A 20,129-nucleotide genomic window follows, 5' to 3' on the forward strand; every position below is an offset into this window, starting at 1 on the left:
GTCCCGCCAACGGGTAGGCTTGAACTGTGAAGACCAGCGCGCCCTCCTCCTCCATTGAGGACTACGTCAAGGTGGTCTATTCGTTCACTGAATGGCAGGACAAGCCCATCACGTCCTCGCAGCTGGCGCAGCGCCTGGGAGTGGCAAATTCCTCAGTTTCGGAGATGGTCCGCAAGCTGAAGGACCAGGGGCTGGTGGACCACAAGCCCTACAGCGCAATTACCCTCACGGATGCCGGGCTCCGGCTTGCGCTGTCCATGGTGCGCCGCCACCGGCTCATCGAAACGTACCTTGTCCAGCAGCTGGGCTACAGCTGGGATGAAGTCCACGACGAAGCCGAACTGCTGGAACACGCTGTCTCAGACACCTTTATCGAACGGGTGTCAGCGCAACTGGGCCACCCGGACCGCGACCCGCACGGTGATCCCATTCCCACGGCCGACGGCAAGGTCCACATGCCCGTTGCCCGCCTCCTCGGCGAACTCGACGAGGGCCACACCGGCCGGATCACCCGTATCAGCGATGACAACCCTGAGCTGCTGCGCTACCTCGCGGCCGAAGAGATCGACCTTGATTCCGAGGTTGAAATCCTGGGACGGCGGCCCTTCGGCGGTGCACTCATCGTGCGGATCAGCAGTGCCGGCCGGACCAGGGAATTCGATCTCGCGGACGAGGTCACCTCCGCGCTGTGGGTGCACACCGGCCGCCCCCACGAGGGTTGCATCCTGGCGGAGTCCTGACATGCGCACGGCCGGATGAGGGAGTCGTGGATTCCGTCGGGCCGTGCCTGGCTGGCGGTAGCCGCCGGCGGCCTCGTTGGTTCTGAACTCCGGTACGGGCTGGGCCTGGCCTTCCCCGACCCCGCAGGGTCGGTGCCCTGGACAACGCTCTGGATCAACGTCGTCGGCAGTTTCGTCCTGGCCGCCCTGACCACCTCCTGGATGGCGCGGCCGCACACCGCGTTCTGGCTCCGTGCCGGGCTGGGGCCTGGGCTGCTTGGCTCCTTCACAACGTTTTCGGCGGTGGTGTTTGCCGTGGACCAGCTGGCGCGCGACGGGCAGCACATGGTGTGGATCGCCTACCTGGGGCTCTCCCTGCTGCTGGGCCTGCTCTCAGCCGCCCTGGGCTGGCGCCTCGGTAAGCTCACCGGGCGATTGTCCACCCCGGACGGCTCCGGGAGCCGGCAGTGATCAGCGCCGTGTTGGTGGGAATTTTCGGTATCTCGGGTGCGCTCCTGAGGTTCGCCACGGACAGCTGGTTCGCCCACCACAGCTCCCGGCGCACCGTCCGGCTGGGACTGTCGAAGGACCCGCTCCACTGGCCCTGGGCAACACTGGTGGTCAACGTGGCAGGCTCCTTCATCATCGGGATCTCGTACGGCCTCACCACGCAGCTGGGGCTGGGGCACGAGTGGAGCATTGGCCTGGCGACGGGCTTTGCAGGCGGCCTGACAACCTTCAGTTCCTGGACCACTGCCACGGTGCGCCTGCTCGGAGAGGCAAGGTTCGGAGCCGCAGCCATGAACCTCGCAATGAACCTCGTACTGGGCCTTGGCGCCGCCGCCGCCGGGATCGCCTTGGTGTCCTGAGGACGCCGTCCCGTCCATGGCGGCCTGTCCCGTTCACGTATTGTGGAGGTGATGATCAGCAGACGCGACGTGGCTATAGCCCTCGATATCCCCATGGAAATGGCCCAGCGCCACGGCCTCCCCAAGTTCATGTCCGAGGAGCAACTCAGCGCGCTGTTGGACAGCCCGCCGGCCTGGCTGGAACAGTCCCGTGCCAACCGGACGGGCAAACGGCCGGTCTGGGTTCACCTGGTGTGCGCGGTGTGCGGTTACGAGGAAGCGGCACGGCCCAAGAAATGGTGGCCGGACTTCACCTATGTGGTGTGCGACCATCACCGCCCGGACGAAGTGCCGCCGGCCCAGCCGGGATTTGTCCGCAGCGAGTTCGACGGCGTGGGCACCCGCTTCGTCGGCATCGCGGACGTGGAAGCGCCCGACGGCGGACGCTGAACCGTTCGGCCAGGCTCACTTGGGGTTGCTGGTCATTTCGTCAGGGACCGCCACCAGGCGGAGTTCCGCCCCGTCACGGAGCACCTCCAGGTCCAGCGGCTCACCGATGGCATCGGAGAACAGCAGCCGCTGCAGGCTTTCGGCGTTGCTGACTGCCCTCCCGCCGGCGGTCATGACGATGTCCCCTGCAGCCAGGCCGGCCCGGTCTGCCGGAGAGCCGGGCAGCACCTCAACGATGCGGAGGCCGTCCCGCTGGCCGCTCCGGATGACAGCCCTGGGATTGAGCCGGACCGGGGTACTGACGAGTCCCAGGTAGGCCCGCCGCACCCGGCCGTCCGATAGCAGGGCGGAAATGATGCGCCGGGTGGTGGAGTTGATGGGGATAGCCAGGCCCAGCCCTGCCCCGGCCACGGCGGTGTTAATGCCCACGATCCTGCTGTGCGTATCGGCCAGGGCGCCGCCTGAGTTCCCCGGGTTCAACGCAGCGTCGGTCTGGATGACGTCCTCGATCACCCTCCGGTTGCCGTCCGCCCAGACCGGTATGGCGCGGCCCAGGCCGCTGACCACTCCTGCTGTTACGGATCCTGCAAGTCCCAGGGGGTTTCCGACGGCGACGACGAGTTGCCCGACGCGGAGCGACTCGGCATCTCCCAGCTCGGCGGGCCGGACCCTGGGGCGCCGGCCATGGACCACTGCAAGGTCGGACAGCGGGTCAGCGCCCACCAATTCCAACTCCATCCTGCTCCCATCGGCAAAGACAGCGTGCCCATTACTTGTTCCCGTCACCACATGGGAGTTCGTGACGAGGTAGCCGTCCTCCGTGAAAAGCACCGCTGAACCGGCTCCAACGCGCATCCGGCCGTTGCGGCGGGTGGCGGACATTTCGATGGCGGCAACATGCGGCGTGACCGCCGCTGCCACCCGCATGACTGTGCGTGAATACGAATCCAAGGCGTCGTCGTCGTACCTGCCCGAAGCCTCTTCCCGTGCGCGCTCCATGACGCACCTCCCTGTCCTGGCACCTTGCGCCTGCGGCGCTGGGGTGCTTACCGGATACAACCAGCGGCCGGGCAACCCTAGTCCCGGGCCGGCTACGCCTTCGGTGAACGCCTGCTCTTCGTGCTCCTCCCCTGCTGCAACCGCATCTCCGCCGCACCCCGGGCCGCCTTCACCTTGGCCCGCCCGCACCATCACCGGGGCATGTGCGGTGCTAAAGTACCCGAGGGGAATTCCTCCACAACCCCAAACTTTGTGGGTTGTACTGGCTTCACCGACGATGCGGTTTTCATGCCACCCGGGCGTTGTTCCCGCGGAAAGCACGCCTGGCCGCCAAAGCTGTGCCGGCACAGGACCCCGTACCAGGGTGAACCCACAGGACGAATAACAAGGAGTACGTGTGACCGGACAGGTCTTGTTCCGAACGCGGTCGGAACTGCGACGGAAAGAATCGGTCAACGCGACCCGCAAGGACATCCAGGCCCTTCGGGCCCTGGCAGTCATGCTCGTGGTCCTCAACCACTTGTGGCCCGTCCGGCTTCCAGGCGGGTACGTCGGCGTCGACGTATTCTTCGTGATCTCGGGCTACCTGATCTCCAAGCACCTGCTCGGCGAGCTGGAACGGTCAGACCGCATCAACCTTGGTCAGTTCTATGCCCGGCGGATCAGGCGGCTCCTTCCGGCAGCAACTCTTGTGGGCGTCATCTCCCTCCTGGCCGCCTGGGTGCTCCTTCCGTTCTCGCGCTGGGTGGCCATAGCCCAGGAGACCATGGCATCGGTCCTGTATGTCGAAAACTGGGTTCTGGCCGCCAAATCCGTGGACTATTCAGCGCACAACGAAGCCGCGTCCACAGTGCAGCATTATTGGTCGCTCTCCGTCGAGGAACAGTTTTACCTGGTCTGGCCGCTGCTTATGCTCGGACTGTTTACGGCCGCGGTCAGGTTCCGGCTCCGCCGGCGGGCGCTACTGGCCCTGGGGGTCGCGCTTGCCAGCGTCATCGCGCTGGTGTTTTGCATCTGGTTTACATACACCAACAAGAGCCCGGCCTACTTTGTCACGCCGGCCCGCGTCTGGGAGTTCGGCGCCGGGGCCCTGTTAGCCATTGGGGGCGCCCACGCTGTGGGAGCTCTGCGCCTGCGGCTGCCCTCCTACCACCTGGCCCTCTCCGGAACAGCGCAGTGGCTGGGGTACGGCCTGATCGCGTTCTCCGCCCTGACGTTTAATGAGCAGACGTTTTTTCCCGGCTTCGCTGCCGCGGTTCCCGTCCTCGGCACTGTACTGGTGATTGCGTCGGGGCCGAACAGCCCCTTCTGGTCGCCCAACCAGGTCCTTGCCGCAAGGCCTATCCAGTTTGTGGGCGACCTGTCCTACTCGCTCTACCTGTGGCACTGGCCGCTCATCGTCCTGGCGCCGGCCATCCTGAGCCGCCCGCTCGGCACCTTGGACAAGATCGGCATCCTGGCACTGGCCATCGGGCTTTCCTACGCCTCGAAGAAACTCGTTGAAGACCCGGGCCGCACCAAGCTCCTGAAGGGGGCCAAACCGCTCCGCGTCGTGCTGGTCATGGCGGCCGCCATGGCCACCGTCTGTGCCTTGTGCGGGGGCCTTCTGCTGAGTTTCGGAAAAGCGCAGGAGGCAGAGACAGCCAAGCTGCAGAATCTTTCCGGGGACCCCTGCTACGGCGCCCGCAGCCTGGACCCGAAAAACAACTGCGGTGATCCCTTTGGCCCTGCCCGGGTTGCCAACGTGGGCCCGAACGAGGCACCGCGCTTTGACGCCCCGGAATGCCACCCGGCCGCAGACCCCATCGTTTTTGAGGACCAGAAACTCCTGACGGAATGCGATTTCACCGGCGGCGCTCCGGCCTCCGCAACTGTTTGGCTGATCGGCGACTCGCACGCGGAGCAGTGGAAAAGCGCCCTGTATGAACTGGCCCGGCTGCACAAGTGGAAGCTGAAAGAGTCCATGGTGGGCGGGTGTCCGTTCGTCGATGTAAAGCGGGTCGCTTTCATGGGCGAACCCGCGGATGACGCACGCTCCCAGAAACGGTGCCTGGAATGGAGCAAGCAGGTGACGGACAGGATCGTCCAGGAAAAACCCGGCATGGTCTTCGCGTCCTCCTTCGGCGCCGGCGAGACGATCGACGACGGCACGGGCCGCCCCCAGTTGGAGCAGTACAGCGACGCCGTCGCCAAGCGGTTCCTCGCCTGGACGGGGGCGGGGTCCCGCGTCTTCGTCTTCCGCGATCCCCCCTTGACCCTGCGCCACAGCAGCCCGGACTGCGTGGCGCTCAACCAGCAACAGCCCATCAACTGCGCGAACCCCCGTACCGAGGCCCTGGTGCCGGACCCGATTGCGAGTGCAGCCGTTGGCATGGGCAAGCCATCGGTGAAGGTGCTCGACATGTCGGACCAGTTCTGCGACGACCAGACCTGCTACGCGGTCATCGGCGGCCTGCAGGTCTACGCCGATTTCGACCACGCCTCACGGAGCTACATCCACTCGCTGATGCCCGTGGTGGCGCAGCGGTTCAACGAGGCCCGGCAATAACCCTGCCTGCAGAGGTCTGAGGAACCGGACCCTGGATCACGCTGGTCCAGGGTCCGCTCTTTGTTTGAGGCACCAGCCTGGGCAATCCGGGCAAAGAAAAGCACCCCGGTCCGGAGACCGGGGTGCTTTTTTCGGTGACTCGACCCATCCGCGAAGGATGTCCCGAATCACCGCTTGGGTGTGGAGATGGGGGGAATTGAACCCCCGTCCGATGTCGTGTTGTCAGGGCTTCTCCGGGCGCAGTTTGCGTCGGACTTTCTCGGCCCCAGCCATGCTGCAAACAGCTGGCTGATCCGGGCCCAGTCATCTAAGAGTCCCGTTTACCCCGATGACGGGGGCAAACAGCAGTGGCTATCTAAATGACGCCAGGATCCGGGGCAATAGCAACCTCGGGCTGACGGACTGTCTTACTGCTTAGGCAGCAAGAGCGAAGTCAGTGCGCTTAGATTCGGCACTTATTGGTTTGCAGACAGCGTTTACGAGATAATTCTGCATCCTCGGCCCGCTTCACCTGTCGCGACTAACATCGTCGAAACCGATCATCCCCGTATTTTGTTACCAATCCATGTTACCCAATCCCGCGGGCGTACCCGCCGGACTATTCATAGTAACGCATGTTGTGCCGGATTCATTCCGGGCAACACCGCTCAGCCGCGCCGCCTGTTGCGTTCCCGCATCTCGCGCTGGGCTTCGCGGTTGTCCTGTTGTTCGCGGAGTGTCTGGCGTTTGTCGTACTCGCGCTTACCGCGGGCTACGCCTATTTCAACCTTCGCGCGGCCATCCACAAAGTAGAGCTGCAGCGGCACGATGGTGTAGCCGGCCTCCTGGACCTTGCGGGAGATCTTGATGAGCTCTTCGCGGTGCAGGAGCAGCTTACGGCGGCGCCGGGCAGCGTGGTTGGTCCAACTGCCCTGGTTGTACTCCGGAATGTGGATGGCTTCCATCCACAGTTCGTCGTTATAGAAGGTACAGAACCCGTCCACCATGGACGCGTGCCCCTCTCGAAGGGATTTCACTTCGGTGCCCATCAGCGCAATACCGGCCTCATAGGTATCCAGCACGTGGTAATCATGCCGGGCCTTGCGGTTGGTGGCCACCACCTTACGGCCACTTTCTTTGGGCACGGAACAGCTCCTCAATCGAATCGAAATGTCCTCCGGCCGGGTCGCAGCGGAGTCATACCAGTGTACGGCAGGGCCGCGCAGCCCTAGAGCAGGCCCATCGGGTCGACGGCGGCACCGTTCAGCCAGGTTTCGAAGTGGGCGTGGCAACCTGTGGAGTTGCCCGTACTGCCGGAGTAGGCGATGAGCTGGCCCTGCGAGACCCGCTGCCCATTCGACACCACGATGCTGGAGTTGTGGTAGTAAATGGTGGTCAGCGAGTTGCCCTGCACCACCCCATGGTCCAGCTTCACCCGCCAGCCGCCGCCGTCAGCGGAGTTCCAGCCGGAGCTGAAGACTTCACCGGCTGCTGCGGCGTACACCGGGGTACCGCAGGCGGCACCGAAATCGATACCAGTGTGGACATAGCCGCCCTGGCCGTAGAAATCGATGGTCCCTGGCGGAGTGGTCCGCCAACCAAAACCGGACGTGATGGGAATGCTGCCGTCGAACGGATGGCGGAGGCCGAAGGCCGACGGCGATCCGGCAGCAGGGGGCACATACGGCTGGACCGGCGGTGCCGGGCGGTTCGCTGCCGCGGCCGCGGCGGCGGCAGCCGCAGCAGCTGCTTCGGCCAGCCGGCGCTGCTCAGCTTCCCATGCCTCCCGTGCCCTGCGATCGCGCTCGGCGATCTCGTTGGCCACCTGGTTCTGGCTTGCCTGGACCCCGGCGAGCTGGGCCTGGATTCCCGGCTTGGCGGCCTGCAGCTCAGCGTCGAGGCGCGTCGTGTCTGCGATCAGCTGGTCAACCTGGGCTTTCTTGGCTGCGGCTTCGTCGCGGGCCGCCTTCTCACGCTCAAGGGCGGCGTCGGCCTTGGCCTTTAGGTCCTTGATTTCCGCTTCCACGGCCTGGAGGCGTGCCTCGGAGTTGACGTTGGTGGCGTTCTGCTGGCTCAACTTGTCCATGGCGGCGTTCTGGCTGCGCATGGCCTGATCAGCAAGGTCCATGGTGTCGGTGAGGCTGCCGCCGTTGTTCGAACCGAAGAACAGCGAGAGGTTGGAGGGGACACCGCCGGACTTGTATGCCTGCGTGGCGATCTGGCCGATCAGTTTCTTGGTGTCGGCGATCTTCTGCTTGTCCGTTTCCAGCTGCTGTGTGATTTTCGCCTTGTTCTGCTGGGCCATGTCAACGCGGGCGGACAGTGCCTCGACTTCCTTGACGGCGCTGGCCACGCGCCCCTGCGCTTCGAGCAGCGCCTGCTGGGCGCCGGGCAGTTGGCCCTGGTACAGGACCAGGTCGCCGGCGGCCTTGGCAATCCGCGAGTCAACGAACTCCAAAGACTGCTGGACGCGTTGTGCTTCGGCCTGGAGCGCGGCCTGCTTGTCTTCCAGCTCATCGGCGAATGCCGGCGGTGTGGACGAGGCAAGCCCGGAAGCGAGGACGACGGCGAGTACCCCGCTCAGGAGCGCCGAGCGGCGCGCTGCATGACGCCTCGGTCGCAGGCGCACGGGATTTTCTGACGTTACGTTCATCGGCATTCCTTGGTCGGTTTGCATAGCCTAAACGCGCAAATATCTGCGAAGGGTCAAGAGGGACGAAATTCCAGCCAAGGATCCGCCAAGGATCAGCAGTGCAGGCACCAGGATCAGTGTCTGGCCCGAGGAAATGAACGCGGTGTCCGGATACTGCTTGGACATGTACTCCCCCAGGAAGAAGTGGGCCACGGCCCACAGCGTTGCCGAGGCAAGGGCTGCACCGATCACCGCTGCTATGACGCCTTCGAGGATGAAGGGCAACTGGATGACGGTCTTCGAGGCGCCCACCAGGCGCATGATTCCGGTTTCCCGCCTGCGGCTGAAAGCCGAAAGCCGGATGGTGGTGGCGATGAGCAGGATGGCACACACGATCATGACACCCGCGATGCCCACCGCAACGAGGGAAGCCCCGTTCATCACCGAGAAAAGCCGCTCCAGCAGCTGACGCTGGTCGATCACGGTTTCCACTCCGGGCTGGGAGCTGAAGGTTTCACTGATGATTTCGTACTTTTCCGGGTCCTTCATGTTGATCCGGAAGGAAGCCGGCAACTGGTCCGGGGTTACGGAATCGACAATCGGTGAGTTCGAGAACTGGTCCTTGAAGTGCTTGTAGGCATCTTCCTTGGACTCGAACTGGAAGTCGTTGATGTATTGGGCCACAGCCGGGGACTCGAGCAGGGTATTGAGGCTGTCCTGCTGCTCCGGGGTGACCGAACCGCCCGCACAGCCGGTGGCCGTCGAGCCGTCGCTGCAAAGGAAGACGGCTACCTGGACTTTGTCATACCAGTAGCCCTTCATCTGGTTGATCTGCATCTGCAGCATTCCAGCCGCACCCACGAACGTCAGCGAGACGAACGTGACCAGGATGACCGAGACCACCATCGAAAGGTTGCGGCGCAGGCCGCTACCGATTTCGGAAAGGATGAATGCGAGCCTCATCGCTGCGCCTCACCTTCGCTGCCTTCGTCCGCCGGGCGCGCGTCGGGTTCGTCCCTGCCGCTGGCGTCCTTGAGCCTGCGGGACTGCCCGATGACCGGAATCATCGAGGTGTAAAGAGCCTTGGCCTCGTCGCGGATCACCACGCCGTTCTTGAGCTCCACCACCCGTTTGCGCATTTCGTTGACGATATCGTCGTCGTGGGTGGCCATGACCACCGTGGTGCCATTCTGGTTGATCTTGTCCAGCACTCCCATGATGCCCATGGAGGTGGTGGGGTCCAGGTTTCCGGTCGGTTCGTCAGCGAGGAGGATGCCGGGGCGGTTCACGACTGCCCGGGCAATGGCTACACGCTGCTGCTCACCGCCGGAGAGCTCGTGAGGCATCCGGTGCTCCTTGCCTTCGAGCCCCACGGTCTTCAGGACCTCGGGGACGGTGTCGCGGATGACGCTGCGGCTCTTGCCGATGACCTGCATGGCGAAAGCCACGTTGGCGAAGACGTTTTTTTGAGGCAGGAGGCGGAAATCCTGGAAGACGACGCCAATGCCGCGGCGGAGGCGGGGCACCCGCCAGCTCGAGATCTTCGCGACGTTCTGGCCGGCCACGTAGACGGCGCCCGAGGTGGCGCGGTCCTCTTTGAGCACGAGCCGCAGGAATGTTGATTTTCCGGAGCCTGATGCTCCGACGAGGAACGCGAATTCGCCGCGGTCGATCTCAAGGTTGATGGAGTCCAGCGCCGGCCGGGCCTTCTGGTCGTAGACCTTGGTGACATTTTCGAATCGGATCATGGCCCTAAGTACCCTGCAGGGCATGGCTGATTCGGAATGCAGCCCAGTTCTGCAGCCGGTGCACGGGTGTTCGTTGGGGGAAGTAGGGCCCCGGCCCCTCGACTATACGCAGGATTCGCTGGCTAATACGCGGCTTTGGGGGCGTGTCGCGGTAAGCCGATCTGCCGTGGCCGCGTTCCGGCCCTACTTCTCAGCGTTGCGGTTGTCCGTGCGCCAGCGGATGCCGGCGTCGATGAAGTCGTCGATCTCGCCGTCGAAAACAGCCGACGTGTTGCCCACCTCGTGTTCGGTGCGCAGATCCTTGACCATCTGGTACGGGTTCAGGACGTATGAGCGCATCTGGTCTCCCCAGGATGCCTTGACGTCCCCGGCCAGCGCCTTCTTCTCGGCGTCTTCCTGTTCCTTCTTCAGCAGCAGAAGGCGGGACTGCAGGACGCGCAGTGCAGCTGCCCGGTTTTGCAGCTGCGACTTTTCGTTCTGCATCGACACCACTACGCCGGTGGGAATATGCGTGAGCCGGACAGCGGAGTCTGTGGTGTTGACTGACTGGCCGCCAGGACCGGAGGACCGGAAGACGTCTACCCGGATCTCGTTATCCGGGATCTCGATCGAGTCCGTCTGCTCGATCAGCGGAATGACCTCCACCGCGGCGAAGGACGTTTGGCGCCGCCCTTGGTTGTCGAAGGGGCTGATCCGCACCAGCCGGTGGGTGCCGGCCTCAACGCTGAGGGTGCCGAACGCGTACGGTGCCTTGACCTCGAACGTGGCCGACTTAAGCCCGGCTTCTTCGGCGTATGACGTGTCCATGACAGTGGTGGGATACCCGTGGCGCTCTGCCCAGCGGAGATACATTCTCATCAGCATTTCAGCGAAGTCGGCAGCGTCAACGCCGCCGGCGCCGGCACGGATCGAGACCACAGCTTCACGCTCGTCGTACTCGCCGGACAGAAGCGTGACCACCTCCAGGTTCTTCAGCGCCTTTTGGATCGACTCCAGCTCCGTGGCCGCTTCTCCCATGGAGTCGGCGTCACCTTCGTCCTGGCCGAGCTCCACCAGGACTTCAAGGTCATCGATGCGCGATGCCAGGGTGGTCAACCGCTCAAGCTCTGACTGCCGGTGCGAGAGTCGGGACGTGATTTTCTGGGCCGCGGCGGGGTCATCCCACAGGTCCGGCTCCCCCGCACGCTCACTGAGTTCGGCGATGTCTTCCCTCAGCGCCTCCATGTCGGTAACCCGTTCAATGGACTCGTAGGTGGCGCGGAGCGCGCGGATTTCAGCGGAAAAATCAATATTGGCCATGGTCGTTTAAGCCTACGCTATCCGGCGAAAGGCACTGTTCTCCGCACCCGGCCGCGGGTTTGCCGGCCTACCGTGTTAACCGCGAGCGCGCTGTCGACGTCGCTTCAATCAGGATTCCGTCTGGAACCAGGAAGTTCACCACCGGCGGATGGACCGCGGCGGTGAGCACGACAACGGCGGTAGAGCCATCCGGGGTACCGGTTGCCCCGGCAACTGCCAGGGCGTCAAACCGTGCCGAGGCGGGGCTCCTGGCTACAAAGTCAGCCGCGACACTCCGAACCCTTGCGGGGTTGAGGACGGCAGATGGGCTGCCGCCCTGGGAAGCCACCTCACCCAGCGTGTAGCTGTCCGCTGCAGCAAGGGAGGCGCCGTCTGCCAGTGACAGCAGGCGCTTATGCTCCAGGTAAACGGAAGAAATTCCCATCACGACTGTGGCCACCAGCAGCGCCAACGCCACATACCCGACTATCATCACCGTTATCTGGCCGTCCTCGGATGTCGACTCCCTCACCGGAACCTCCCCACAATCTGGGTAGCGGCTGCCTCCACCTCGGTGGCAGAGAGCCGGACGCCATCCTGGAACGGAACGAACGGCAGCGGGATGGACAACCTGACGGTGACGGTCACAGCAGTGCCCGGCGCCAGACAGTCAGCGGGGTCACAGGTTGTTGCCATCGAGGCCTGATCCGGGCTGTGTCCAAAGTCGGCCAGTGCCAACGCCACGGCCTGCTCCGCGGCCGCCTGGGCTGACGTGCTGTCGGGTTGGGCGACGTAGACCTTCGCAGCCTGGTCGGCCGCCCCCACCACAGCGAACGAGCCGCCCTGCATCTGCGCGACGGTGATGATGAAGTAAACGAGCGGGACCATCAGCAGCAGGGCAAGGAACGTGAACTCCACAACCGCACTTCCCTGCTCGCTGCTCCCGGCGGCTCGCCGGCCGGATGATTCCGGTCCCCGGCACAGTGCCTCCAGCAACCGGCAACAGACACGTCGGAGCACTCGCCGGGAGTCACGGCTGTACCGCGGCATGGCCCGTCACCTCCAACATTCCGCGGGGTCCGATCAACCCCACTACAGGCATGGGAGCCCGGACCGTTACTTCCAGCGTTCTTAGCCCCTGGACGGTCACTTCGCTCGTGCTGATCTCCTCAGCGAAGGATGGGTTCAGGGCAGTCATGATGAGGCCGCGGGTCCGTTCTTCCGCATCACCAGGACCCCGGTCCGCGAGTGTTCCGTACCGCGCGCCAGAAGCTGCCGCGTCAATCAGTGTGTTCCGGACGTGGAGTACAAGGGTCAGTTGGAGAATTGCCAGGAAGAACATCGTGAGCAGGCCACCCACCAGCACAAAATCCACCACTGCCGAACCCTGCTCCCGGCCAGGGACACCTGGCTGAGCGCGACCGAAGGCGCGTACGGAAGCGGCCATGGGGCTAGTTGCCCACCTTGTCCATTGCCTGGTTGAACATGGCCTCAAGGGCGGGACCGGCTAGCGCCAGCAGAGCAGCCACGAGGACCGCGGACATCAATGTGATCATGACCCACCCAGGAACATCACCCCTCTCGGGATGATCGGCAACGTGGGACTGCCCCCGCTGTTGCGCGCGGCGATGGACGGCAGGGAAACGGTACCGGGCCGCGCGCCGCACGCCCGTGCTGGCCCAAGCGCCGGGTGAGGCGGCGAGCGCAACCAGTAATACTGCCCAGCGGAGTGCTCGAATCTTCATTTACTCTTCCTGTCCTGTTGTTTTCCGTGCCGTTGACGGCGTTGTCTTGGATTGCGTGCTGTTTTCGTCCCGATCAGTTGACGCCGTTAGAGACCCAGGCTGATTGCGGCGATGCCGGGAAAGACGGCAAATACCACCGTCAGTGGAAGCACGCCGAAGACGAGGGGCACCATCATGGCAATTTCCTTCTTCCCGGCGGCTTCCATCAGGTCCCGCTTGGCTGTGTCGCGGACATCCTGGGCCTGCGCCCGCAGTACGTCTGCGAGGGGTGTACCCCGTTCGACCGCAACAACGATTCCGTCCACGAACCGGACGAGAGGTGCAAGGTCCGTACGCGCGGAGAACTCCTGGAGGGCGTTGATCAAGGGCTTGCCTGCCCGCGTTTCTGCCAGGATCGTGGAGAACTCCTTGGACAACTCGCCCTTGGCGCTCCGGCAGACCCGGTCCAGGGCTCCGGTGGCACTCTCCCCTGCACCGACGGCCAGTGCCATTAGTTCGGCGAGGCTGGGAAACTCAGCCATCATCCGCTCTTCCCTCCTACGGACCTGCACACCCAGCCAGTAGTCCCGGACAACAAAGCCCGCCACCCCGCTGCCGATGATGGCCACAGCAGCCAGCAGGGCGTTAAACCTTCCGGCCGCAGCCCCCACGGCGACAATGGCCGAAGTGAGGGCAAAACCTGCGGCGGCCCACATGACCTGCTCGGCGCGAAAATCTATGACTGACTTGCTGATTCCGGCCTGCGCGAGCCGGCGGGCTGTTGCCCCCGGAGCGGGACTCATCTTTCCCAGGGCGGAGATGCCATCGCGGATAAACGGGCGGAGGATCCGCTCCAACGGTCCGAAGGGCGTCAGGGTGTGTTCACCGGACAGAAGGCGCGATTCCAGGTTCTGCGATTTAAGCTGGGGCTCAATGCGCTGGGCCAGAGTGGTCGCCCGCATAAGCGGAGACCTGAAAATGACCAGCCACAGTCCGATTCCCAGCACGGCACCGCAAACGGCGGCGGCCGGTGACACGGTGATCATCGGAGCACCCGTTCATCCTGGGGCAGGGCACCGATCCTGAGCATCGTTGAGTAGCAGACCAACGAGATCACGAGCCCGCCGAGGAGTACCGCCGCTCCCATGGCTGTGTTGTATGCCTGCACAGCCTCGGGCCGGGTAGCGAGGAGAAGCATCACAATCCACGGCGCCGCGACGGCAAGCCGGGCGGCATTGACGGTCCAGGACTGGCGGGCTTCGAGTTCGCTGCGCGTTCGGGCGTTTTCGCGGAGGAACTCGGCCAGGGTTCCCAGCAACTTGCCGAGGTCCGACCCTCCGACCTCACGGGTCAGCCGCAAGGCTTCGACGATCCGGTCGGCCACGGGGTCGGCGAGCCGGTTCTTCAGCTTGTTCAGGGAACCGTCGAACTGTCCTCCGGCCCTGTAGTCCGCGCCGAAGTCGCGAAAGACCGGTCTTAGCTCCTCAGGCCCCTTATCACCCAGTTGGATGAGCGCCTCCGGCAACGGGAGTCCGGCCCGGATCGCGGATCGCAGATGGTCAACGACGTCGGGCCACAGCTGGCGAAGGAGTGCAGTCCGTTTCTTCGCGCGCGACCGAAGGATGGTCAGCGGAAGCCAGCCGGCGAACAGCCCGAAGCACACAGCGATCGGCCACGACCTGCTCACGGCGAAGAACACCAGGACTACGAACAATCCCAATCCGAGGCAGGTTCCGAGCAGTCCGCCCACAGAGACCTTTTCGACTCCTGCGGCGGCCAGCAGGTCTACGATCCGGCTGGGCTTCCGTTGGCGGGGCTTGCGCTCCGGCGATTCCCACAGTGACCCCAAATAAGGAACAGGCCCGTTCCCGCCGTGGCTCCCAGCAGTGCGGACATCATCGCGGGTCCAGCAGGGCTGCAACGTCATAGCCTGCGCGGGCAAACTTTTCTATCGCAGGCATCGCGTTGGCGCGTGACTGCAGGACGCCGTCGGCCATGGCGAACACCGGCGATGACTCAATGATTCCGTTTTCAACCCGCCGCCCAAGGGAAAGGATCTCGGTTACCTCCCGGCGTCCGTTGGCAAGCCGGCTGCAGTGAACCACCAGGTCAATACAGGATGCGACCGTTGGAACGACGAAAGCCGACGAGATGTTCTCCCCTGCCAACAGGGGAAGCGTGCAGATCTTGGTGACGGCATCATGGGCTGAGTTGGCGTGGACCAACTCCAATAAATACCGGGTCTCAAAAGTGCGTGCTGCCACGCCGGTTGACTTGCCTCAATGGCAATCAACCGAGGTGAAAGCAGAAACATGAAGCAGCAGTCAACAGAACCCCACTGGCTGGACGATCTATCAGAAGCAGACATCAACGGGCTGAGCGAACAGCTCATTAGTGGCTTCGCGGGCAACAGCTACGAGGTCGTCACTCCGAAGACTCAGAAGCCAGTCACCCGCATCCGGAAAGCCACGCCCGCACACAAGGGCACCATCGGCTTCCTGACCGCCGCGTGAAGGGTTCTAAAGGTCCCGATGCAGGCTTTTGTAAAAACTTGTCAATACCTCTGGGCAACTTTTTCGGAGAAATTTTGGACGACGACCAGCGGTCCGCTTTTCCGCTCAATCTAGCGGATTCAACAATGTTGACGAAGTGCCTTCGGAGTGACAACCGCTATTTACACATTCGACCTTGCGTCCAAATTTGTACCTCATCATGGTATTAGGAGCAGATGCAGTTCAAGAATATTGAACTCGGAAACTGCTCCGGGAATGCCACCAAATAGGAAGGAGAACGATCGTGAAGATTTGCGGAAAGGGTCACCAACGATCTGAGCATGAGACCAGATGCGGCGAGTGCCACACAGAGGCGAAAGCGTCTTGGTACGACCGCAACCGGAAAGAGATTTCGGAAAAGGGCAAACAGGATCGTCTCGACGCAATGGCGTACCGGCAACTCGTCGCCTCGCAAAAAGAGCCAATCGCCAGCTAAGTATTTCGAACTGCTGAGCATCAGCAGACAAAAAACAAAGGCTCCGCCGCTCTAACGACGAAGCCTTCTGAAAATGCACCACTCCCACGCTACATGGAAAGAAGTTCATCAACATGAGTAAATCTACCCCAACAGCGAAGGTCTACGCAAATGGACTGACAGCGGTCCAGCGCGCAGCCAAAAGGCACTTCACCAACAACCCCGACAACGACCAGCTCGACACGCGTGTTATCGATGCAAAGTCCTTCCTGACGATGGTGCCAGCGTTCTTGAACACGTTGACCCGCCCCAAGCTGGATGCCATCTACCGAGCAACCTTCAACGGTGTGACCGACTGGGATGCATGCGTTCAATGGGCAGACGATCCCGCCGACGACGGCTATGCGCCTAGCAACGCGGTACGGCGGCTGTGGAAGCAGTTTGCTGGTTGGGAAGTCCCCAAGGGCATGCGGGTCCACCATTCCTGCCACATCCCAAGCGAGTGCGCAGACGGAATCTTCTGCACCCACCGCGCATGCGTCAACCCCCTTCACCTGTACCTGACGACCCCGAAGGGTCTGACCTCGAAGAGCCACAACGCGAAGCTGGGCAAGGGCAAGAAGCTCCCCGAATACATGTTGACGTGGACGGTCTGCAAGTACGGACACGACACAGTCCCCGGCAAGGCATGCACCAAGTGCAACGCGATTCGCCAAGCGAATTTCCGGACTAATGCTGCTGCTCGTCGCGCTGAACGGGAAGCCGCTCTCGCAGCAGAACTGGCTGCTGAGCTTGACCGCGATCTCTTCGACGAACTGGTCACGCCTGACGCTTCGGAGCTGACAGCCCTTGGTTATTGGGTCACCAAGCCGAAGACGAAGCGGGCAAAGAAAGCCGACTGACACCAGCACCACCAGCTTCACCCCGATGCGGGGAGCGTTCTGAGAACACTCCGCTCCCGCGTCACCCTCCCTCACTGTTTCACCGAAAGATTCCCCGGAAGGGGTGCCGCATCATGTCCTCATCCTCATCGAAAAAATCCGCATCCGTTTCCGCTGCTGACGACATCAACTTCGACGTTTCGCTGTACACCGACATGGTCCTCATGGCGAAGGAACCGAAGAAGAACAAGTCGATTCCCTACGCGGACCGTGTTGCGAACAAGACGCCCGATGGTCAGTTGCGCCGGGGCACAACCACCTACCGCACGCCCGGTGCACGATCCGCGATCCTGCGTTTGTTCAACAGCGTTGATGTCGCTTCGCTCGGTGACGATCTGGTCATGATCACGCTCAAGTACAAAGGCTCACGAGCCAAGCGCCTGCGTCTGGCACCCAACGACGAGTCCGTCAACGGGCAGATCGAACGGTTCGACATGTTGCTGTCGGAAGAGCTGGGCACGCCAGCAAAGTTCCTCTGGTTCAAGGACTTCAATGACCCCTACCTTGGCGGCGGAGTTCATGGACACTTCCTGCTATCCCGTGGCGGCAGGGGCGCTCGTGGCTTCGATCGACTTGTTCGCGGCTGCTGGGCAGAGGCATCAGGTCAAGAGTTCGATGCCCCCGGAGAAAACGCATGGACGCCCACGGTCACCGAATTTTGGTACGGCGAAACTCCGGAGCAGACGTTCAAGAATTTCGTCCGGTATGAGGCACAGAAGTTCAACCCCGAGACCGGAGAAGTTGAGAAGAAGATTGCCCAGAAGCGTGTCGACAAGGCGTGGCTCGACTCTGACAACTATCAGGTCAAGTGGGCTGGTATCTCCGACGCTTTGATCCCCGCAACCCCCCGGAAATTCAAGATCACCTGCGCTTGCGGCAATGCTGATATCCGCTCCGTCATGCAGAAGCACTCCCCCGCAGAGCGCAACGTCGTCCAGTTCGATTGCCGGGAAAACCTTGGCGAGAAGGTCGACATCGATTTGGGACGTTGGTCCTACGACCTCACGGACAAGGGCTGCACTGAGTTCATCCGCGTCACGCCGGACCTCATCGAAGACATCGCAGCAGTCGAAGAAGCTCACGCCGGTTGCACCGGTCCCGCCACTGTAGAAGCCGTTGAAGCAGCCGATGCTCCGGCTACCACTCCTGAAGTTTCCACCCCCGCAGAAGCCAACACAGCGGCTCCTGTTTCAACCGCAGTATCCCTCACAGAAGATAAGGAAAGCACCATGAACAACTGCCCCAGCCAGAACCTTGACTACACCGAGTTCGAAGCGAACCCGTACAAGTTTCTGCTCAAACTCAATTCCACGATGAAAAACTTCACCATCGACGACGCCCCTATCCACGACCTGCTCGTTGTGACCAGCAGGCTTGCCGAAGATGGCATTGATGACTATTCCGATGTCGAGACCCGCATGATGTGCATTGCGGTAGATGCGTTGGTCGAGCGCTATCGCTGGAGCTTCGAAGGTGACGAGCAGTGGGCGAACACTTCCGCCACCGCCCCTTGGGAGGACCCGCAGCTTGTGGCTTGCTACGTCTTCGGTTCGATCGTGGACTACGAAGAGCGGCTCGCGGAAGAGAAAGCTGCGTACGAAGAGCGGATGGGGAACCACCGGGCGATGATGAAACTCATTCGACTGGGCAAGGAAGAAGAAGCAGCCGAAGCCGCAGCGGCAGCAGCCATCGTTGCTGGTGCCGAAGAGCTTGTCCGCACCGCAGAGGTCACCGGAGAGATGGAAGAATCCGAGATCATGGAGCGCGTTGCAGCTCGCGCCGAGGTCATCAAGCCGCGAGTTTCATCGTTGCTGGTGAATGCAGGTCATGCTCCGGTATCGGAACGGAAGACGTTCGCAGCTAAGACGTTGTCCGAGCAATTCGCAGAGGTGGAAGAATCGTCAGTCCACGCTGCACTCGTGGAGATTCCCCGGATTGCCAATGATCCCGAGTCCCGCCGTCCACAGTTTGTGGCTCGTCTGGCGAACCGGACCGAAGCTGACCTCGACTACCTTGCAGCGCTGGTTCGTATGGAGCGCAACGCGGATGAGTTCGTGGCGGACCTGATCCCGGAGGATGAATTGAGTGAGCGCTTTGCGCAAGAGACTGCGCTGATGAACTCGTTGCTTAGCTCCGGGAAAATGACGCCCATTCCTCGGGCGTGGCTGGAAGCAAGAAGGGAAGGGGCGCTCTGAGGTTCCGGAAGATTGGTGGGGTGCTGCTGGTGGGAAACTGCTGGCAGCACCCTTCACTTTGCTCACAGACCCCCTAGGGGTATCTAGCGCGCCGGGAAGAGCCGCCGAAAAGCCCCTCACCCCCAATATGCCAAGTGCACGCCCCGCTCCTCGTGCAATGCCATCTACTTTTACTGACACTTTGGGATGTTTTGTCAGCAAGATGCTGACAGTTAGGTCTTCTGTCGGCAAACATCGGTGGGTGAACATCCGTCAGGCGGATGCTCAGTCCCATGGGGGTATCGGGTGAAGCGGACGCGAGGACAGACGGTCCACTCCCCTCTTAGGCTGGCTCCGGTCGTGGGGCGGCGCTGCGCGCGGCAGGGAGGCGGCGGGCGAAGCGTTCAACTGTCAGTCCTGACCGATAGCCTCCGGCTCATGGAAACAAAAAGGATCGAGAAGGTCTTTGGTGGTCTCGCGGACGGTGCAACCTTCCAGCACGACGGAGTTCTTGCCGAACGCTTCGATGCCCGCGTGTACTTCGGCGCTGAAGACACGGAGATGTGCGGCTGTGATCCCGACGAGGAGAGCCTGAGTGCCCCCTACAAGCTCGATCGGGAATTGAGCGAGCTTAGTGGTTGCTGGGCTTATGTTCCGGACGCAGAGGCTGTCCTGTGAACTCGTTGGTGGAATTGCTTATGCACGGCGGTGGTCTCGAAGGTGCAAGCCAGAAGCAGATTCGCGCGGTGCTTGAGAAGCTCGGCACCATCGCGGTTGTTGTCCCGCATGCCTCTTTGCCGCAAGCCCACTTCGGCGTCAACGATGGTGAACCGTACCTCATCCTTTTGAGCGCTGACGGCGGACCAAACACGTCGGTCCCCTTCGCACGCGAGCATCTTTCAGCCGGACGGTCCATGCGTGCAGTGAAGGAATCCATGTCGGTGCATGCCGCGATAACCTCCGAGGTTCCGATCCATCAGGACTCCTACGGCAAGGCGCGGGAGCAGTTTCTTCGCAACCGGATCGAAGCTGACTCCATCGCAGCAGGCGGGGCACCAGCCCTTGCGGAAGGTGCGCTGTGAGCGTCGCACCGGGACGCCCGATTCGCCGTTGGACGGATGA

21 protein-coding genes, 1 other RNA gene and 2 pseudogenes are annotated in these 20,129 nt (G+C 62.6%); 10 read left to right on the forward strand and 14 right to left on the reverse strand.

Going from position 1 to position 20,129, the window contains the following annotated elements:
• The first annotated feature begins 26 nt into the window (after positions 1-26).
• From BLT71_RS13755 to BLT71_RS13770, 4 genes are read left to right on the forward strand one after another with little or no spacing between them, the layout of a single operon-like run.
• On the forward strand, positions 27-740 hold the full coding sequence (locus BLT71_RS13755; protein WP_091721253.1) for a metal-dependent transcriptional regulator: 714 nt from the start codon (positions 27-29) through the stop codon (positions 738-740).
• Between the two features lie 15 nt (positions 741-755).
• Complete coding sequence (locus tag BLT71_RS13760) at positions 756-1,190, forward strand: fluoride efflux transporter FluC (protein ID WP_091721256.1); 435 nt, start codon at positions 756-758, stop codon at positions 1,188-1,190.
• Complete coding sequence (locus BLT71_RS13765; RefSeq protein ID WP_091721259.1) at positions 1,187-1,588, forward strand: fluoride efflux transporter FluC; 402 nt, start codon at positions 1,187-1,189, stop codon at positions 1,586-1,588. Before BLT71_RS13760 ends, BLT71_RS13765 begins: the two co-directional genes overlap by 4 nt.
• A gap of 51 nt (positions 1,589-1,639) precedes the next feature.
• Positions 1,640-2,017, forward strand: coding sequence for a hypothetical protein (locus tag BLT71_RS13770; protein ID WP_091721261.1), 378 nt, complete (start codon positions 1,640-1,642; stop codon positions 2,015-2,017).
• 15 nt (positions 2,018-2,032) lie between these two features.
• On the opposite strand, the gene BLT71_RS13775 is transcribed toward BLT71_RS13770, so the two are convergent.
• Positions 2,033-3,016 (reverse strand): S1C family serine protease, encoded by a 984-nt coding sequence (locus BLT71_RS13775; RefSeq protein ID WP_091721263.1) that lies wholly within the window; start codon positions 3,014-3,016, stop codon positions 2,033-2,035.
• A 397-nt stretch (positions 3,017-3,413) separates the two neighbouring features.
• Between BLT71_RS13775 and BLT71_RS13780 the strand changes: the two genes are divergently transcribed.
• Positions 3,414-5,564, forward strand: coding sequence for an acyltransferase family protein (locus BLT71_RS13780; RefSeq protein WP_091721265.1), 2,151 nt, complete (start codon positions 3,414-3,416; stop codon positions 5,562-5,564).
• Between the two features lie 178 nt (positions 5,565-5,742).
• Here the strand turns inward: BLT71_RS13780 and ssrA are convergent.
• The 13 genes and pseudogenes from ssrA to BLT71_RS13845 all read right to left on the reverse strand — a co-directional run.
• Positions 5,743-6,111, reverse strand: a transfer-messenger RNA (tmRNA) gene (ssrA, locus tag BLT71_RS13785).
• Positions 6,112-6,211: 100 nt separating this feature from the next.
• Positions 6,212-6,688, reverse strand: coding sequence for an SsrA-binding protein SmpB (gene smpB / locus BLT71_RS13790; RefSeq protein ID WP_015937574.1), 477 nt, complete (start codon positions 6,686-6,688; stop codon positions 6,212-6,214).
• 83 nt (positions 6,689-6,771) lie between these two features.
• The gene (locus tag BLT71_RS13795) at positions 6,772-8,196 is read right to left on the reverse strand and encodes a M23 family metallopeptidase (RefSeq protein ID WP_091721267.1); all 1,425 of its coding nucleotides are present in this window, start codon (positions 8,194-8,196) and stop codon (positions 6,772-6,774) included.
• A 27-nt stretch (positions 8,197-8,223) separates the two neighbouring features.
• The gene (gene ftsX, locus BLT71_RS13800; RefSeq protein ID WP_015937576.1) at positions 8,224-9,138 is read right to left on the reverse strand and encodes a permease-like cell division protein FtsX; all 915 of its coding nucleotides are present in this window, start codon (positions 9,136-9,138) and stop codon (positions 8,224-8,226) included.
• Positions 9,135-9,923, reverse strand: a complete 789-nt coding sequence (ftsE, locus tag BLT71_RS13805) for a cell division ATP-binding protein FtsE (RefSeq protein ID WP_091721269.1) — start codon at positions 9,921-9,923, stop codon at positions 9,135-9,137. The genes ftsX and ftsE overlap by 4 nt, the downstream gene beginning before the upstream one ends.
• 183 nt (positions 9,924-10,106) lie before the next feature.
• Positions 10,107-11,222, reverse strand: a complete 1,116-nt coding sequence (gene prfB / locus BLT71_RS13810) for a peptide chain release factor 2 (RefSeq protein ID WP_091721272.1) — start codon at positions 11,220-11,222, stop codon at positions 10,107-10,109.
• Positions 11,223-11,289: 67 nt separating this feature from the next.
• Positions 11,290-11,733 carry a pilus assembly protein TadG-related protein gene (locus tag BLT71_RS13815; protein ID WP_231994295.1) on the reverse strand — a complete coding sequence of 148 codons (444 nt, stop codon included), beginning with the start codon at positions 11,731-11,733 and terminating at the stop codon, positions 11,290-11,292.
• Entirely contained in the window at positions 11,730-12,119 is a 390-nt protein-coding gene (locus BLT71_RS13820; RefSeq protein WP_390896659.1) for a hypothetical protein, read from the reverse strand. The genes BLT71_RS13815 and BLT71_RS13820 overlap by 4 nt, the downstream gene beginning before the upstream one ends.
• A 112-nt stretch (positions 12,120-12,231) precedes the next feature.
• Complete coding sequence (locus BLT71_RS13825) at positions 12,232-12,648, reverse strand: TadE family protein (protein WP_091721280.1); 417 nt, start codon at positions 12,646-12,648, stop codon at positions 12,232-12,234.
• A 4-nt stretch (positions 12,649-12,652) separates the two neighbouring features.
• Entirely contained in the window at positions 12,653-12,868 is a 216-nt protein-coding gene (locus BLT71_RS21080) for a hypothetical protein (RefSeq protein WP_456154002.1), read from the reverse strand.
• Positions 12,869-13,032: 164 nt separating this feature from the next.
• A complete protein-coding gene (locus BLT71_RS13835) occupies positions 13,033-13,971 on the reverse strand; it encodes a type II secretion system F family protein (RefSeq protein ID WP_091721285.1) in 939 nt (312 codons plus the stop codon).
• Positions 13,968-14,824: pseudogene (locus tag BLT71_RS13840) on the reverse strand (type II secretion system F family protein). Before BLT71_RS13840 ends, BLT71_RS13835 begins: the two are co-directional and overlap by 4 nt.
• Positions 14,821-15,147: pseudogene (locus BLT71_RS13845) on the reverse strand (CpaF family protein); the annotation flags it as partial. The pseudogenes BLT71_RS13845 and BLT71_RS13840, both read right to left, overlap by 4 nt.
• A gap of 60 nt (positions 15,148-15,207) precedes the next feature.
• Between BLT71_RS13845 and BLT71_RS13850 the strand changes: the two are divergent.
• The 5 genes from BLT71_RS13850 (at position 15,208) to BLT71_RS13870 (ending at position 20,089) form a co-directional block, all read left to right on the forward strand.
• A complete protein-coding gene (locus tag BLT71_RS13850; RefSeq protein WP_157693465.1) occupies positions 15,208-15,438 on the forward strand; it encodes a hypothetical protein in 231 nt (76 codons plus the stop codon).
• 588 nt (positions 15,439-16,026) lie between these two features.
• Positions 16,027-16,794, forward strand: a complete 768-nt coding sequence (locus tag BLT71_RS13855) for a hypothetical protein (RefSeq protein ID WP_091721291.1) — start codon at positions 16,027-16,029, stop codon at positions 16,792-16,794.
• 113 nt (positions 16,795-16,907) lie between these two features.
• Entirely contained in the window at positions 16,908-19,028 is a 2,121-nt protein-coding gene (locus BLT71_RS13860) for a hypothetical protein (RefSeq protein ID WP_091721294.1), read from the forward strand.
• Positions 19,029-19,445: 417 nt separating this feature from the next.
• Positions 19,446-19,685 carry a hypothetical protein gene (locus BLT71_RS13865; RefSeq protein WP_157693466.1) on the forward strand — a complete coding sequence of 80 codons (240 nt, stop codon included), beginning with the start codon at positions 19,446-19,448 and terminating at the stop codon, positions 19,683-19,685.
• Positions 19,682-20,089, forward strand: coding sequence for a hypothetical protein (locus tag BLT71_RS13870; RefSeq protein ID WP_157693467.1), 408 nt, complete (start codon positions 19,682-19,684; stop codon positions 20,087-20,089). Before BLT71_RS13865 ends, BLT71_RS13870 begins: the two co-directional genes overlap by 4 nt.
• Positions 20,090-20,129 lie beyond the last annotated feature (40 nt).

Origin of the sequence: Pseudarthrobacter equi (genome assembly GCF_900105535.1) — a bacterium.
Classification (GTDB): Bacteria; Actinomycetota; Actinomycetes; order Actinomycetales; family Micrococcaceae; genus Arthrobacter; species Arthrobacter equi.